Source organism: Acinetobacter amyesii (assembly GCF_023499985.1).
In the GTDB taxonomy this organism is placed as follows: Bacteria; Pseudomonadota; Gammaproteobacteria; order Pseudomonadales; family Moraxellaceae; genus Acinetobacter; species Acinetobacter amyesii.
Window position 1 is genome coordinate 257386 of record NZ_JAMCOU010000032.1, and the last position, 15650, is coordinate 273035.

At 39.8% G+C, this 15650-nt stretch carries 16 protein-coding genes; 8 read left to right on the forward strand and 8 right to left on the reverse strand.

Features of this window, described 5'->3' with window-relative positions; translation table 11 throughout:
• Window positions 1–6: 6 nt before the first annotated feature.
• The 4 genes from cysG (at window position 7) to M5F03_RS11125 (ending at window position 3296) form a co-directional block, all read left to right on the forward strand.
• On the forward strand, window positions 7–1401 hold the full coding sequence (gene cysG / locus M5F03_RS11110) for a siroheme synthase CysG (RefSeq protein WP_180171224.1): 1395 nt from the start codon (window positions 7–9) through the stop codon (window positions 1399–1401).
• Between the two features lie 3 nt (window positions 1402–1404).
• On the forward strand, window positions 1405–2109 hold the full coding sequence (locus M5F03_RS11115; RefSeq protein WP_111885294.1) for a hypothetical protein: 705 nt from the start codon (window positions 1405–1407) through the stop codon (window positions 2107–2109).
• Between the two features lie 38 nt (window positions 2110–2147).
• Window positions 2148–2627 (forward strand): tRNA (cytidine(34)-2'-O)-methyltransferase, encoded by a 480-nt coding sequence (locus M5F03_RS11120; protein WP_111885295.1) that lies wholly within the window; start codon window positions 2148–2150, stop codon window positions 2625–2627.
• Window positions 2628–2795: 168 nt separating this feature from the next.
• On the forward strand, window positions 2796–3296 hold the full coding sequence (locus tag M5F03_RS11125; protein ID WP_078192201.1) for a hypothetical protein: 501 nt from the start codon (window positions 2796–2798) through the stop codon (window positions 3294–3296).
• A 92-nt stretch (window positions 3297–3388) separates the two neighbouring features.
• Here the strand turns inward: M5F03_RS11125 and M5F03_RS11130 are convergent, their stop codons facing one another.
• Together M5F03_RS11130 and M5F03_RS11135 are read right to left on the reverse strand one after the other, a co-directional pair.
• Complete coding sequence (locus M5F03_RS11130) at window positions 3389–5020, reverse strand: PT dipeptide repeat lipoprotein (protein ID WP_249708347.1); 1632 nt, start codon at window positions 5018–5020, stop codon at window positions 3389–3391.
• A 70-nt stretch (window positions 5021–5090) separates the two neighbouring features.
• A complete protein-coding gene (locus M5F03_RS11135; protein WP_180129210.1) occupies window positions 5091–5486 on the reverse strand; it encodes a hypothetical protein in 396 nt (131 codons plus the stop codon).
• 152 nt (window positions 5487–5638) lie between these two features.
• Between M5F03_RS11135 and M5F03_RS11140 the strand changes: the two genes are divergently transcribed.
• The 3 genes from M5F03_RS11140 to M5F03_RS11150 all read left to right on the forward strand — a co-directional run bounded on the left by M5F03_RS11140 (window position 5639) and on the right by M5F03_RS11150 (window position 8330).
• Window positions 5639–6835 carry a cupin-like domain-containing protein gene (locus tag M5F03_RS11140; protein ID WP_249708348.1) on the forward strand — a complete coding sequence of 399 codons (1197 nt, stop codon included), beginning with the start codon at window positions 5639–5641 and terminating at the stop codon, window positions 6833–6835.
• Between the two features lie 66 nt (window positions 6836–6901).
• Window positions 6902–7714: a DUF6502 family protein gene (locus tag M5F03_RS11145; protein WP_249708349.1), complete on the forward strand. Its 813-nt coding sequence runs from the start codon at window positions 6902–6904 to the stop codon at window positions 7712–7714.
• Window positions 7692–8330, forward strand: a complete 639-nt coding sequence (locus M5F03_RS11150; protein ID WP_180023220.1) for a hypothetical protein — start codon at window positions 7692–7694, stop codon at window positions 8328–8330. The genes M5F03_RS11145 and M5F03_RS11150 overlap by 23 nt, the downstream gene beginning before the upstream one ends.
• A 61-nt stretch (window positions 8331–8391) precedes the next feature.
• Here the strand turns inward: M5F03_RS11150 and M5F03_RS11155 are convergent, their stop codons facing one another.
• From M5F03_RS11155 to rpoD, 6 genes are all read right to left on the reverse strand, one after another.
• Entirely contained in the window at window positions 8392–9813 is a 1422-nt protein-coding gene (locus M5F03_RS11155) for an APC family permease (RefSeq protein ID WP_180106140.1), read from the reverse strand.
• 265 nt (window positions 9814–10078) lie between these two features.
• Complete coding sequence (locus M5F03_RS11160; protein ID WP_249708350.1) at window positions 10079–11263, reverse strand: iron-containing alcohol dehydrogenase; 1185 nt, start codon at window positions 11261–11263, stop codon at window positions 10079–10081.
• Between the two features lie 3 nt (window positions 11264–11266).
• Window positions 11267–11800, reverse strand: a complete 534-nt coding sequence (locus M5F03_RS11165; protein ID WP_180011534.1) for a hypothetical protein — start codon at window positions 11798–11800, stop codon at window positions 11267–11269.
• A 75-nt stretch (window positions 11801–11875) separates the two neighbouring features.
• The gene (lipB, locus tag M5F03_RS11170) at window positions 11876–12535 is read right to left on the reverse strand and encodes a lipoyl(octanoyl) transferase LipB (protein ID WP_249708351.1); all 660 of its coding nucleotides are present in this window, start codon (window positions 12533–12535) and stop codon (window positions 11876–11878) included.
• A 142-nt stretch (window positions 12536–12677) separates the two neighbouring features.
• Complete coding sequence (locus M5F03_RS11175; protein ID WP_078192402.1) at window positions 12678–12965, reverse strand: YbeD family protein; 288 nt, start codon at window positions 12963–12965, stop codon at window positions 12678–12680.
• A 127-nt stretch (window positions 12966–13092) separates the two neighbouring features.
• Window positions 13093–14982 carry an RNA polymerase sigma factor RpoD gene (rpoD, locus tag M5F03_RS11180; RefSeq protein WP_078192191.1) on the reverse strand — a complete coding sequence of 630 codons (1890 nt, stop codon included), beginning with the start codon at window positions 14980–14982 and terminating at the stop codon, window positions 13093–13095.
• 399 nt (window positions 14983–15381) lie between these two features.
• Here rpoD and M5F03_RS11185 point away from each other — a divergent pair, with 399 nt between their 5' ends.
• On the forward strand, window positions 15382–15591 hold the full coding sequence (locus tag M5F03_RS11185) for a PA3496 family putative envelope integrity protein (RefSeq protein WP_078191373.1): 210 nt from the start codon (window positions 15382–15384) through the stop codon (window positions 15589–15591).
• Window positions 15592–15650: the final 59 nt, after the last annotated feature.

A 15650-nucleotide genomic window follows, 5' to 3' on the forward strand; every position in this document is an offset into this window, starting at 1 on the left:
TCGTGTGTGGATATCTTTCCAATCTCTTTGAAGTTGCAGCAGCAACCTTGTCTGATTGTTGGTGGTGGTCGAATTGCATATAGAAAGGCTGTGCTGCTTGCAAAAGCGGGCGCTCAGCTGACAGTTTGCTCACCCGAAATTGAAGATGATTTATTGACCTTGGTTAATAAAACCCAAGGTCAATATCTCAACTCGATTTATCACGAATCGGTTTATCAAGAAAATGCCATTGCGCTGCGTCAGTTTCGTTTAGTGATTGCAGCAACCAATGACAAAGCGGTCAATCAGGCGGTTTTTGAAGCCTGCGAAGCTGAAAATGTCTTGGTTAATAGTGTCGATGATCCGCCGCATTGCCGTTTTATGGTTCCTGCGATCATTGACCGTTCTCCACTGGTCATCTCCGTTGCATCTAATGGCACATCGCCAGTACTCTCGCGCCAAATACGCACCCAGTTAGAAAGCTCGATTCCGCATGGCATGGGCAAACTGGCTGAGTTCTCAGGCCAATGGCGCGCGGCCGTTAAAGCCAAAATCGTCAATCCAGATGAACGCCGTATTTTTTGGGAAGACTTGTATGCAAGTCCGCTCAAAGAGCAGGTATTCAATGACAATTTGACTGAAGCCAATCGTTTGATTGAACAGGCCTTATTGGAATGGAAACAGCCGAAAGGTGAGGTGTATTTGGTGGGTGCAGGGCCGGGTGATCCTGAACTACTGACCTTAAAAGCCCTACGTTTAATGCAGCAAGCGGATGTGGTGATCTATGACCGTTTGGTTTCTCAGCCGATTATGGATCTTTGCCGCCGAGATGCTGAAAAAATCTATGTAGGTAAAGCGCGATCTAATCATGCTGTTCCGCAAGAAGGCATCAATGCCTTACTGGTGAAATATGCCAGTGAAGGTAAACGCGTCTGCCGCTTAAAAGGCGGAGATCCGTTCATCTTTGGCCGCGGCGGTGAAGAAATTCAAGAACTCTTTGCGGCAGGCGTTGCCTTCCAAGTTGTTCCGGGAATTACTGCTGCCTCTGGATGTTCGGCTTATGCAGGGATTCCATTAACACATCGAGATTATGCGCAAAGTGTACGCTTCTTGACAGGACATCTCAAAGAAGGTTCACCGGAGCTACCTTGGAATGAGTTGGTTTATCAAAATCAAACGCTCGTGCTGTATATGGGCTTGGTCGGTCTAGAAAAAATTTGTGAGAAACTCATCGCGCACGGGCAGCGTCCGGATATGCCAGTTGCATTGGTATCGAAAGGCACAACCCCAGAGCAAAAAGTCGTGGTCGGTACATTGGCAGATATTGCATCTAAAGTCAGTGAATACCAAATTCAGGCGCCTACATTGACGATTATTGGTGATGTGGTGAGTCTGCGTGAACAACTTCAATGGCTGGATTGATGGATGGCCTATTATTTTGCTGGCTATTATTTGTTGCGGCTTAAACAACATGCATTATTGAACAGGGCTAATCAATTTATTCGTACTTGCAGTTCTTGCATTAATGATCATTTGATTAGCGATTGGTCTTATTCATGCGTTAAAAATGCTCATTTTAAAATAGAAGATGTACAAAGCAAGTTTAATTTGTCTAATTTGCAATTGAGTAACTTGCGGAAGTGGGCTGATCAACATAGTTTGCAAGATCAGGTTGGTTGGATCAGCCTCTTTTACGATATTGAAACTGCTTTAGAATATAAGCATAAATTCTTTGAGCATTGTCAAAACGTTCACTTATTATCAATGTATATTGATGAAGAATATAGACAGGATATTCTTGAAATTTATAAACCTGCTTTTCCTAATATAGGAGAGGTCGGCCTTTATTCATGTTTGAAGAAGGTAATTGTTGAACCTGAAGATACTAATGAATTACTTTTAGGCTATGACTATATTGGCATAGAACCTTGTGGAGATTTTCACAGTTTTCATTGTCACCATCTTGCAGATAGGCTTTGTGAGAAATTCAATTTAGACCTTAACTACAATAATTTATTTGATGATTCTTCAAGGCAGTCTGAAATTGAAGATTTTCTAAATGATGAATCGTCAGGACTTGAAGCAGTCCCATGGGGGATTGCAAAAGTGAAGTTGGTCAAATCTTGGTAAATATGTATTTATCAAATAATTTAATATAGAGAATATACGTGATACATGTTGTTTTATACGAGCCAGAAATTCCTGCAAATACAGGGAATATCATTCGTTTATGTGCCAATACTGGAGCGCAGTTGCATTTGGTCAAACCATTAGGTTTTGAGCTAGATGATAAAAAACTTCGCCGCGCTGGTTTGGATTATCATGAATGGGCACACATGAAAGTGTGGGAAAACTTTGAAGAATGCCTTGCGGGCTTAAAAGCGCAAGGTATTGAGATGGATGCCATTTATCCATTAACCACCAAAGGTTTTGAAACACCGCATACTTCTAATTTAAATCGTCCTGTGGCACTGTTGATGGGGCCAGAAACACGTGGTTTACCGGAAGATGTTCGTATGATGTTCCCGAAAGAACATTGGATTCGCCTACCGATGGCACCAAATTCACGCAGTTTAAACTTGTCTAATGCTACTGCTGTGATTTTATATGAAGCTTGGCGTCAGCAAGACTTTAAAGAATTGGTCTAAGTGTGATATGTTCAAAAAGCCGCTCTATCGAGCGGTTTTTTATTGGGAGTGAACACAGTGAACCGTTTACAGCAATGAAGTTTTGTAAAATAAGGGCTTAAAAACTTCAGCATCAATATAAAAATGTGTATAAGAACACTGTGAAGAAATAAAACGGGTACTTAAAACTTGAAATCTATAAATTTAAAAGCTTTTGGTGTCGTGATTGCGACCGGATTCATTTCATCAATGAGTTGGGCTAATCCAACCGTATCGAACACAACAGAACAGACACCAGTGACCGTCACTGCAACTACAGAAAATGTTCCAGTTGTACCGAAGGTTGAGGTGATCAAGCCTTTTACTAAGGCTGAAATCCAGCAGGGCATGCTGGAAATGCAGCAAAGACAAAATCAGCGTATTGAGGAATGGGGAAAAACACTAAAAGCCGACGATTTTGAACGTTCATGGTATGGTGGTCGTCAATTGAAAAAGTCCAAGCGTCAGGAAGTTTGCGGGATCTATCAGGGTTTAGTGAATGAAACCTATGCGTTGGCACAAAAAAATAAAGCAAGATTGAGTCAAGCGGATCAAAAACAAATATCAGACCGCAATCAATTTATTCAAAGCTTAGGTTATGAAAATAATATCGTTGATACCAAGATGGGTTTTAATTGCCGCTTAAAATAAGTGATTTTTATCACTGCTTTGATTTATGTGAATGATCCATGTCCTTGATGTAAAAAATAAAGGACATGGAAAAGCTCGAGATACCTCATGAATTAATCAATTAAATTAAAGTCACTCAGTTCTGTTTGTAGATGTTTTGGATTATTTGCAAACAGCAGTTGACCACTGGTGTATAACCAACCCAATTGACCTTGCTGCTGAAGACGTTTCAGTAAGACGTCGTTAAACGTCGACGTTGCAAAGACAGTTTCGCTAAAGACTTTAAACTCACCGACATTGGTGTTTTCACTGTCTTTCATAAACAGCATGCCGTTTTTGGTGGTTGAACTCATATCTAAAGCACGGCTGACTAAGCGGTAACCGTCTTTAGCTTGCTCATCAATCAACTCCTGTAATTTTAAGCTGCGCTCTACACTATTGCTGCCGGTTGGGTGAGTTTTATAGCGATAGCTGTAAGTGCCATGGTGTGCGCTGCTATTTATACAGGTTGCAACTTTAGGACTGTTTTGATTGCCGTTAAGAATTTCAGGACGAAAACCTGTGTAATAGCTTTTGAATTGAATAATACGGCAGCCTTGGGCACCCAGTGTATTGAGCATAGTTTCCAGTTGCACTGGGTCTACGAGCGGGGAAACATAGCCGCTGTCGTAAGTATATGTCGCGGTATCATTTTCTTTTTTAATGAAATAATCTTTGAAATTCAGGGCATTGGTTGGTCTGACGCTATGCAGGTATTGATAGCCTGATTTACCTTTTTCATTTAACTGATTACGCCATGTAAAATATATGTCAGCGGTAGAGGGTGCTGTACGGTCTGCCACAATATGATTGAAACGCGTATTTTCATTGGCAAGTTTCATGTAGCTATTAACATTACCATTGTCCAAAGTTTTAGAATCATAGCCAATTAACTTATAACCACTTTGTCCCATTGTATTGAGCTGAGTTAAGAAGTTTACTGTGTCGGTGGTATTAATAAAATTCTCAGACTTAAAGTCCGCAGCTGTGATTTTGGTTTTAGGTTTTAAATTGGTGAAGAATTCATTGGAATTTTTTGTATAGCAGCGGCTGTCCTTGAGTGGGTCAGTAATTAGTCCGCGTTGCATGATGATATAGCTTGGATTTGAAATCGTCGCGTTAATTACACAGAAAGAATTATTATTTAAAAAAGTTAAGACACGGTTGCTCGTCGCGCCACCTCTGACTGGTTGAAACTTAATCGAATGATATTCAAAGTTATTTAGTGTTGCAGCCGGCTGTATTTCACTTATAACCATGTCATGAAGTAATTGATAGCGTTTGGAAATAAATTCACCGCTGCAAGTTTTACTTGAACTATTGTGTACCGCATATTTTAGTTCTTCGTTCACTGCACTGACTGAGTTTTCACTGGTTTTATGAATTGAAATTTGTGGTAAATCGCAATTATTGTTACCGAGGGCAGAATTCCCTTGAATCCATTCTCCTGTGAATTTATTCGCTACAGTTGTTGGTGTTGGTGTTGGTGTTGGTGTTGGTGTTGGTGTTGGTGTTGGCGTTGGCGTTGGCGTTGGCGTTGGTGTAGGTGTAGGTGTAGGTGTAGGTGTAGGTGTAGGTGTAGGTGTAGGTGTAGGTGTAGGTGTAGGTGTAGGTGTCGCGCCATCATCATTGGAGCTTGATCCACCACAGCCCACCAATGTCGTAAATACAGCAGCGATAATGCTGATTTTGTGATTATTATTCATGACTAGTGCTCAATAGAGTGAAGTTGTTATGTACGGCTGATGCGGTTGTATAAACATTTAAAATCAAGATTTATTGAACAAGGTGTGATTCAATCCAGCCATTGCCATGTTCTGTAGTGACTTCGATCAAACCTGTTTTAGTCATGTTTCCCGCAAAAATAATATCTGCATTTTTTGACAGTTTATTAATGACTTGGCTCGATTTATCGGCAGTTTGATAAAGCGGTAGATTATTAATTTTAGGTCTGAGTTGCTGTCCCATGCTGAAACCATTTGCAGCATAATTTGAGTTAGTCGTGGCCCGACTACCTGTCCATTCTTTTGCGGTATTCGATACTTCTTTGGATGTTTCATTAAATTGATTCAGTGTATTTCTTAAATCACGCATGGTATCGGCAAAACCTGCATATACTGATATTGAAGCTAAAGACAGACTGCTAACGATGACTAAATGACGAATTTTCATGAACTTTCTCCTTTACTTTGTTATGTCATTCCGCTTTATATCTGACGGATTCATAACATTCGCGGTGTTTAAATAATTATAAAATGCGAAAATTTAGCATTTTTAAAATAGATCATTTATACTTCACTTGTAAAGAGGGTGGAGTGGTGAAAATGAATGTAGAAAGCCAGAGTGTACATCTAAAACAAAGTAAAAATTGGTATCAGTCCTTACCGACGGAATGGCAAAATTGGTTGAATGAAAATATTGAAAATGGTTGCGATGTACAGAAAATAAGTGAGATTTTACAATTACATGGATTAAGTCCACGGGTGGATCAATACTTATTTTCTGATGCAGACCAACTTTCAGAACAGCTGCAAAATGAACTTTTGGAATACAGTCTTGAGGGCTTAGAGACAGATGAAATTTTAGAAAAAATTAAGCAAAAAAATATTTCAAATCATTTGATCATTCAGTTTTTAAAGCGTGTAAACAATAACGTAATTTTTAAAAAACTGAAGCAAGTACAGCAACAGCAGAATAAACAGCGTTGGCTATTACAGGTGATGGGTCAATTGAATCAATTGAACGACCACATTCCATCCACAATCGATTGCATAGAAACACCTGATTTTGAAACATTTATAGAGCGGTATTATAGCCAGATGCGACCGGTCATTTTAAAAGGTGGGATACAACATTGGCCTGCACTGCATAAATGGAGTCCTGATTATTTTGCACAGCATTTTGAAAATGAGTTGGTTGAAGTCCAGATGCATCGTGAGCAGCATCAAGAATTTGAAAAAAAATCGGTACAATTGAAACGTATTATTTTGATGCAAGATTTTGTCGCACAAATCAAAGCCACTAAGCGCAGCAATGACATTTATTTAACTGCGAATAACGCCGCTCAAAATAAGCAGTTCATGCAAAAGATAAGTGAAGATCTAGGTGACTTCGCCAATGGTTATTGTCAAAAAGAGATCAAAGATCGACATTTTTTATGGTTTGGTCCTGCAGGCACATTTACGCCACTGCATTATGACTTGACCAATAACATGTTGGCACAAATCTATGGACGTAAGAAAGTGACTTTGATTCCTGCATGGCAAATGCCGTATATGTATAACGATCAGTGGGTATTTAGTGAAGTTACAGATTTAAAAAAGGCTAATTTTTCTCAATATCCATCGTTGAAAAAGGTCAGACCTATTGAGTGTACATTGAATCCAGGAGAAACCTTATTTATCCCAATTGGCTGGTGGCATAGCGTTGAAAGTTTGGATATATCGATCAGCGTGTCATTTACGCATTTTAATGTAAATAATCATTTTTTTACTGAATATCCTCAAGATCTCATCAGATAAAAATTGTGAAGTAGATTAAATAATGCGAAAATTTCACTTATGCAGTCTAATTTTCATGGCAATTCAATGAGCAAACTTCTCACCAATGAGGCAGATCAAAATTTACAGCAAGTATTGGTGCTGATGAATGAGTTGAGCCAATGGTTGATACGATCAGGTGTTGGATATACTGAGTTTACTGCTGCATTGAAGCCTATATTTTTTCAACAAGCTTTACGTGAGTTAGAGCGCATCGATCAAAAACCCACGATTTCTGCGATCAGTTTACTTTCAGGCCTACACCGTAAAGACGTGACAGCTTATAAAGAAGTGATTTCTGAAGGTAAGGATTTGACCGAAGCGACTGTTTCAGAGCCGATTAGTGTGCCATCACGTGTGATTGGTTTATGGTTAGCAGAAGGTTGGGGGGATTCTTTACCATTTAGCAGTGAGTCAGAAAATAGCTTTGAAATGCTGGTGAAAAGAATTTCAACAGAACGTCATCCGCGTTCAGTACTCAACGAGCTTATAAGGCTTGAAATTGCCACTGAAAAAGATGGGCAGGTGTATTTACAACAACGTCGTTTTATTCCTGATCCTTCGCAGTTAGAAGCACGTAAAATTTTAACACGAAATGTTCAAGCGCATTTAGAAGCGGGTTTGCATAATTTATTGAATCCTGATGAAATACCTTATTTAGAGCAAGCCATTTGTGCTGACGAATTAACAGAAGAATCGATTAATAAATTACATGAAATGAGCTTAGAGCTTTGGCAGAAATACTCACTACAACTTTTAAAACTTGCCGCGGAGCGTTGCGCAATGGATGACGGGAATCCTGAAGCAAATCGTGTATTTCGCTTTGGAGTTTATCAACATGATACGAAAATTAAACTTTAAGACTTTAACCCTTTGTGGCTTGATCAGCGTTTTAGCGGGTTGTGACATAGAGTTTTTTCGAAGTGGTGGGGTTACAATTGAAGGTACAGGTGATCCAATCATTGATATCGGTCATGCAGGGGATGGCCGCGGAACAATTATCTTGGGGACACGATATTTAGAGTTTTCAGCTTCCGTGCAGGATTCTTGTTATGGCGTGGAACGTAAATTAGCCTTCCTCAATCCATTTGATCGTCAGTCGATTGACACAAAAACGTATGTAGAAATACCTGCTGCCCAAGCGGATCTTAATTCGCAAAATGTTCAATTGATCTTAAAAAATACCAATAGCGTACCAGTCACCATTCATTTGCAATGTGATATGCCATTAACCATGCAATTATTCGAGCAGGTTAGACCATATTTTCCAAAACAAGTATGTGATACACCTATAGATATCAAACTCTATCCACAACAACAGCATATATTTGAAGCAGCTGTAAATTTAGAGACTGTTGAAGATGGTATATGGTCACACGGTGATGGAGCATCGGTTGAATTAAAAGGCAATACACCAGACAAGTGTGAAGAAATTTCAATTCAATTTCAGCAATCTAGAAAATCCATACAACCTTAATTGGTATATTTAAAACAAAAAAGGCGCTTTAAGCGCCTTTTTTGTTTAGAGATAAACTTGATTAGAATTTATCATCAAATTCGTTATGTTGCGGTGCAGGGTGTTTAAAACCTTTGGTTTTGTATGCTAAATAACCAACACCAATAACAGCCCAAGCTAGTCCTAGTTTAAGTGCCATCTCATCAATTTCTAACCACATTAGGAATACACTGGCAAAACCAAGTGTAGGAATAATCACATAGTTAATGATTTCCTTTAATGATTTAGTTCTTCCATCACGTAATGCATAACGTGAAATTACAGAAAAATTGACAAAACTGAATGCAGTTAATGCACCAAAGCTGATTAGGTTAACAATATGCTCAAGATCAAGGAAACCCGCAGTAAGTGCAACTACACCAACAATTAAAATATTATAAGTTGGTGTGTGGAGTTTAGGGCTAATATGACCAAAAATCTTTTTGTTAATTACACCATCACGGCCCATGACATACATTAAGCGTGATACACCCGCATGTGCCGAAATACCTGAAGCAAGAACGGCGATAACTGCAAAATAGAGCACTAGATTTTTGAATGCAATACCAGTAATTGCGGTTAAAATTGTTGTGTTGCCAAGCGCTTCCAGCATTACCGGTTGTGATTCATCCAATGGATTAAAATACAAATTTGCATTGCTAGGGAAAAATAGCTGGATAAAATATGTGCTGACAATAAATATAATGCCGGCAATTAATGCGGTTGAGAAAATTGCTTTAGGCAAGGTTTTTTCAGCATCTTTGGTTTCTTCCGCAAGTGATGATAATGCGTCAAAACCTGTGAAAGAAAAACACAAAATTGTCGCACCGCCAATTAAAGCACCAATCGTGGTCATTTCATTCCAAAAAGGAGAAAGTGACCAAAGTCCAGCTTTATCTGGATTTAAAGTGCCATCTGCATAAACACCTTGGGTAAGGAGTAAGTAAACTTCATAAACAAAGTAGAAGATTACCCCTAACTGTACGAACACTATAGTACTGTTAAAGCGAGCGACAAAACGTGAACCAAATAAATTGATGACCGTCATAATTACAGTCAATCCAATTACCCAAATCCAGTTATTTACATCTGGGAATAAGGCTCTTAGATAAATATCTGCCAAGATAATGTTGACGAGAGGTGAAAGTAAATAATCTAGCCAAGATGACCAGCCAACCATGAAGCCAACGTTTGGGTGAATGGATTTTTGAGCATAGGTATACGCCGAACCCGATGATGGATAGCGGCGGATCATATGTCCATAACTGATTGATGTTAAAAGAATGGCCACAAGTGCAAAAATATAAGAAGTTGGGACATGTCCTTGACTTCCGTCTGATACCAAGCCAAAAGTATCAAATAAGGTTAGAGGCTGAATATATGCCAGACCAATAATGATGATATGCCACAGCACAAGATTTTTTTTCAGTTTTGCTGCAGATTGAGTCCCAGAGTAATTTGTCAACGGCGTTATCCTCTTATCGTTGATCAAGGATCAGTCATATTCTAAGGATCGTTTGAGACGAACGATCCCCCCTACGTTTTAAAACAAAAGTGCGCCAATCTACTCCAAATTGGTACATTTTGTCAGTAACTTTGAAATTATTTTTAGCAGAAATTATGCCAGTTTGATTAAAAAATAACTGATATTGCATTCTGCAAGTGAAAAGCCCGATGTTTAAAAAAACATCAGGCTTAATTTTTCGCTATACTCGCTTATTTTTCAGCAATTACCAAGCTTTTTTTAGAATAGTTTTAAGGTCTTCTAAGCTGGCTTCTTTAGGATTATAAATAATAGATCCATCATTCAGTGCTTTCTCTGCCACTTCATCTAATTGAGCTTCAGTCACTTTACCTGTTTCACTCAAAGTACGTGGTAATTTGGTCAAACTAAACAAGCGGTCACGCATGGCTAAAAGCGTTGAAATGGCTTTTTCAGCGCGGAGGTTGGCCGGTGTTTGTGCATAAATATCAGGACCAGCCAGTGGTAATAGCAATTCAGCAATCTTATAGCCATTCACTTCTTTGTTGTATTCCAACACATACGGCAAGAATAAATTCATGCATAATCCATGGGGCAGGTGAGCAACAGCACCTAAAGCATGACCCAATGAGTGGACTAATCCAACCATCGAATTCGAAAATGCAATTCCTGCCATTGTAGAAGCTTGTGCAAGTTCTAAGCGCCCATGTGCATCGCTGGTATTATCTAATACACCAAATAAGCTATTGCTAATTTTCTTGATTGCGGCAGTTGCATATGCATCTGAAATCGGGTTCGCCGCCATGCACGTATAGGCTTCAATGGCATGCGTCATCGCATCCATCGCTGTCATTGCTGTAAGATGAGGTGGCAAAGTTTGCGTCATACGTGGGTCAAGAATTGCTGCATGTGGCATCAAATAATTCGATGCAAAAGCCATTTTAACATTCTTTTCAGGGTCAGAAACCACAGCGACCATAGTCACTTCTGAACCTGTACCCGAGGTTGTTGGAATCACAAAAAATGGTTTTAAAGGTTTAGGTAAGTTGTGCGCACCTGAGTATTTCAGTAGGTCATCGCCACCTTCAGACACCAAGATATTGGTTGCCTTGGAGGTATCAATCACTGAACCACCACCGACTGCAATAATGGCATCACATTGGTTGTCACGGTAAAGTTGAGCCGCTTTACGTACGGTTTCTAAACTTGAGTCTGGCGGAACATCATCAAAAATATAGCCAATTACTGTCTCGGTACTTTCAAATGCCGCTTCAATCGGTGCAAGTAATTGATTACTGCGAACGCCTTTGTCAGTAATGATCATGGGGCGTTTAGCACCCAAAGTAGACAGTTCGAATGGAATGTGTTCTAAAGCAGCATGGCCAGCAATCACTTTTACAGGACAGAAAAATTCGTAATATGGTTTAGCCATGTGTTATGCGCTCCGTTTTAAATAAGACTGGGCTACTTTTAAATAAATATTTGCAGCACCGCTCAGTTTTTCTTTTAGGCTTAAATGTGTTGGATATTCTTTGACAGCCAATTCAGCCACCAATTTAGGTAAAATTAACGCTTCCATTTTGTTGAGACAACGCACCAGTCGGATGGCATAAGACAAATCACCATCGGCGATCATGCGGTCATTGGCAAAGGCTTGTGCGGTACTTTCTTGAAATGAGAAGACCAAAAAGGCATGATTCAAATGCTTAAACGTAATGGTTAAGTCAGGCTTTTGAGTGCCGGGTGTGAGGAGTTTGAGTTGGTGGTCTTCCGTGACTTGCGCGACAAATGCAGCACCATTAGGAAAAACATTCATAGATAAAATAAAATTAACTGGAAATTTAGCAACTTCTTGTTTAATTTCTTCATCGACCTGGCTCGCCATGACCAGACCTCTGCCAATCACATCCATCATGAGTTTGACATAGGCCTGCTGGAGCGCGGGTTTAACGGATTTAGTTGCAATCACGTGTACATCCCTTATCTATAATTATTAATTTAGAGCTTTTACTCTAAATTATTTTATTTGAGAAAGCAAAGTCTTTTATAGTTGTTTGACTGTTACGTCTTTAAAGTAACCACTGTTTTTCAAAGTATCAATGATATCGACGCATAAGTTTTCAAATTTAGGGTAATCTTGCACCAAATCTTGTATACGAACCATTTCTAAGCCAGCATAGCCACATGGATTAATGGTATGAAAACCAAATAGATCACAATCGATATTCAGTGCCAAACCGTGATAACTGCGGCCTTTACGAATTTTAAAACCGAGAGAACCAATTTTGCGTTCTGCAACATAAACACCGGGTGCATCAGGCTTGGCATAAGCGTCGATGCCGTACTTTTTCAGCAGTTCGATCATCAAGTTTTCTGCATAGGAAACCAGCGTACGCACGTTCCAACCTAAGCGATTTAAGTCAAACATGAAATAAGCGACCAACTGACCCGGTCCATGCCAAGTGACTTGTCCACCACGGTCTGTTTGTACCACAGGGATGTTACTTTGCACCAAAATATGTTCAGGTTTGCCAGCTTGCCCCTGAGTTAATACATCGGGATGTTGCAATATCCACAGCTCATCGGGTGAGTATTCATTTCGCTGTTCAGTGAGAGTTTTCATCTCTAAAAAGCGGTCTGCATAAGGGGTAAGGTGGTTATATTGACGAATGATTAATTCGGGTTTTTGAACAGTTTCAGTCACGCGTGTTGCGTCCTTTATGGTCAAACGTAGAGTTTTATTATAATGAATTGGCAGAATAATGGGGGCGTTGAACGGTTTGAGTTGTAATTTAATGCTCTATTTTCACATAAAAAAACACGCTCGAAAGCGTGTTTTTCAGTACTTACAGCGCTGTCTTAATTAATGGACAAGCTGCAAGGTCTGCATAAACTGCGTGAACTTGTTCAAGCTCTTCAAAACGAAGATTTGCTGTTACTGAATGGTATTTACCTGTACGTGAAGGCGTTACAGTCATTTCACTGCCGTCAAATTCAGGAAAATGTTTAACGAAAATATCATTTACTGCCTGACGGAGTTCCGCGCCTGCAAGACCAATCAGTTTAATTGGATAATCCATCGGGAACACCCAAAGATGCTCTTGCAATTCACGTGAAGGAGCGCGATTAGTCATATCAGTCATGGGACACCTCATTAGAAAAAATACCTGCAATGAGCAGGTATTTTGTATTGTTTTGCTACATGCTCATATTATGGGGGAGAACCCCCCATATTCAAGCCTGCATTATCCTATAGATAGATTAGTCATTCTCAAGGAAAGAACGTAAGTGTTCAGAACGAGAAGGATGACGTAATTTACGTAAAGCTTTTGCTTCAATCTGACGAATACGTTCACGTGTTACGTCAAACTGTTTACCCACTTCTTCCAAGGTATGGTCGGTTGGCATATCGATACCGAAACGCATTTTCAAGACTTTCGCTTCACGTTCAGTCAAGTTTTCAAGAACTTCACGTGTTGCTTCTTTTAAGCCTTCTGACGTTGCAGCGTCAATAGGAGAGGTGATATTACCGTCTTCAATGAAGTCACCAAGATGCGAATCTTCATCATCACCAATTGGTGTTTCCATTGAAATTGGTTCTTTCGCGATTTTAAGCACTTTACGAACTTTCACTTCGTCCATTTCTAGACGTTCACCTAATTCTTCTGGTGTAGGTTCACGACCCATTTCTTGAAGAAGTTGGCGAGATACACGGTTGATCTTGTTAATGGTTTCGATCATGTGTACTGGAATACGAATAGTACGTGCTTGGTCGGCAATCGAACGCGTAATCGCCTGACGAATCCACCAAGTTGCATAAGTAGAGAATTTATAACCACGACGATACTCGAATTTATCCACCGCTTTCATCAAGCCGATGTTACCTTCTTGGATCAAGTCAAGGAATTGCAAACCACGGTTGGTGTACTTTTTCGCAATCGAAATTACCAAACGTAAGTTAGCTTCAACCATTTCCTTTTTCGCACGGCGAGCTTTCGCTTCACCAATCGACATACGTTTAGAAATGTCTTTGATGCCTTTAACATCTAAACCAAGTTCTTTCTCGATGTCAGCGATTTTTTGTTGGAATGCCAGAACGTCAGGGCGGACTTTTTCAAGATAGCCTTTCATTTCTGCAGGTGCTTTAGCAATTTGTTCATCCAACCAAGCAAAGTTAGACTCTTGGCCTGGGAATGACGTACGGAATTGAGTACGGTCCATACGACCACGACGTACTGCATAGCGCATAACTTCACGTTCAGAAGTACGGATTTGGTCATGGGTGTTACGAATCAAATCAGAGATGATGTCGAATAAACGTGGTGTGAATTTGAACATCATGAACACAGTTGCAAGTGCTTCAAGTGCAGCAGCAGCTTCTTTACTGTTACGACCATGTTTTTCAATCGCGGCTTTAGTGACTAACCATGCTTGTTCAAGCTCAGTGAAACGTGCTTTAGCAATTTCAGGATCTGGACCAGATTCGCCTTCAGAATCATCATCACCTTCTGACTCTTCTTCTTCATCGTCATCATCAAGTTTGACATCTTTAGTTGGCTTGTTGGTTGACGCTTCATCTTCATCGATCTCAGAATCATCTTCATCGATCACTTCTGGGATGGCTTCGTCAGATTCTGGATCTAAATAACCAGAAAGAATATCAGCTAAACGGCGTTCACCCGCTTCATAATCTTTATATTCTTGTAATACAACTTCGACTGCATTTGGCCAATAAGCAATAGAATGTAAAACGTCACGAATACCTTCTTCGATGCGTTTTGCAATGCTAATTTCGCCTTCACGTGTCAAAAGCTCAACTGTACCCATTTCACGCATATACATACGCACAGGGTCAGTGGTACGACCGGGTTCATTTTCAACAGATGCAAGTACAGCAGCGGCTTCTTCTTCAGCAACTTCGTCAGTCGCTTCGCTGCCACCTTCAAACATTGTATCGTCAGTTTCTGGTGCACGATCATGTACCGGAATACCCACGTCATTCAACATCTGAATGATGTCTTCAATCTGTTCACTTTCAGTGATTGAGTCCGGGAGATGATCGTTAACCTCGGCGAAAGTTAGGTAACCTTGCTCTTTGCCTCGGCTAATCAGAGCCGCTACTTGAGAAGTAGGGGAAGTCATATCGCTCATCTTTGCTTACTCTTCGTTGAATCTGTGGCAGTAAAAAACCGTGCATTTTAGCACGATCGTCTCATTAAATCTTGTTAATAGCTGGCTTATCCCATTAGGACGGTACAGCATCAAGCTGTCCAATGAGATATTAAAAATTTAAATTCAGTAATTTAGGTGGGGCTGAAATTGTTGTTTTCAAGTTCATCCCATGCATCGATTATTTTACGAGTCATCTTTGACTGTCATAAAAATGAAGGACGCAGGGTGGATTATATCATGCCACAGGTTTTGGTAAGAAAAAAAGACCTATTTTTAAAGTTTAGTTGTTAAAAAAACAAATAAAACTTGACAATATTTTATATCCCATATAAATAGCGGCTAGACCCCTTCAATTTTTTTCATTATGAGGTAGTTTTGGTGTCTTCTACAGATTTTGAACTAGATGATAACTACGGTGATGATGATGTGAATTTCGATGAGGCCAGTGCAAAAACTAGCGCGAAAGAATCGTTAGAAAAGCGCCGACTTATTGATGACCTTCTGGCTCAGCGCCGTCTTGAACGTGAGCTTAAAGATTTTGATTACGACATCGACGATGACGATGATTTTGATGACGAAGAAGACTAAATAGCGATTTAGCATAGCGTTTGAAAATGCTATGCTTACGCATTAAGTTTCTAACTCTG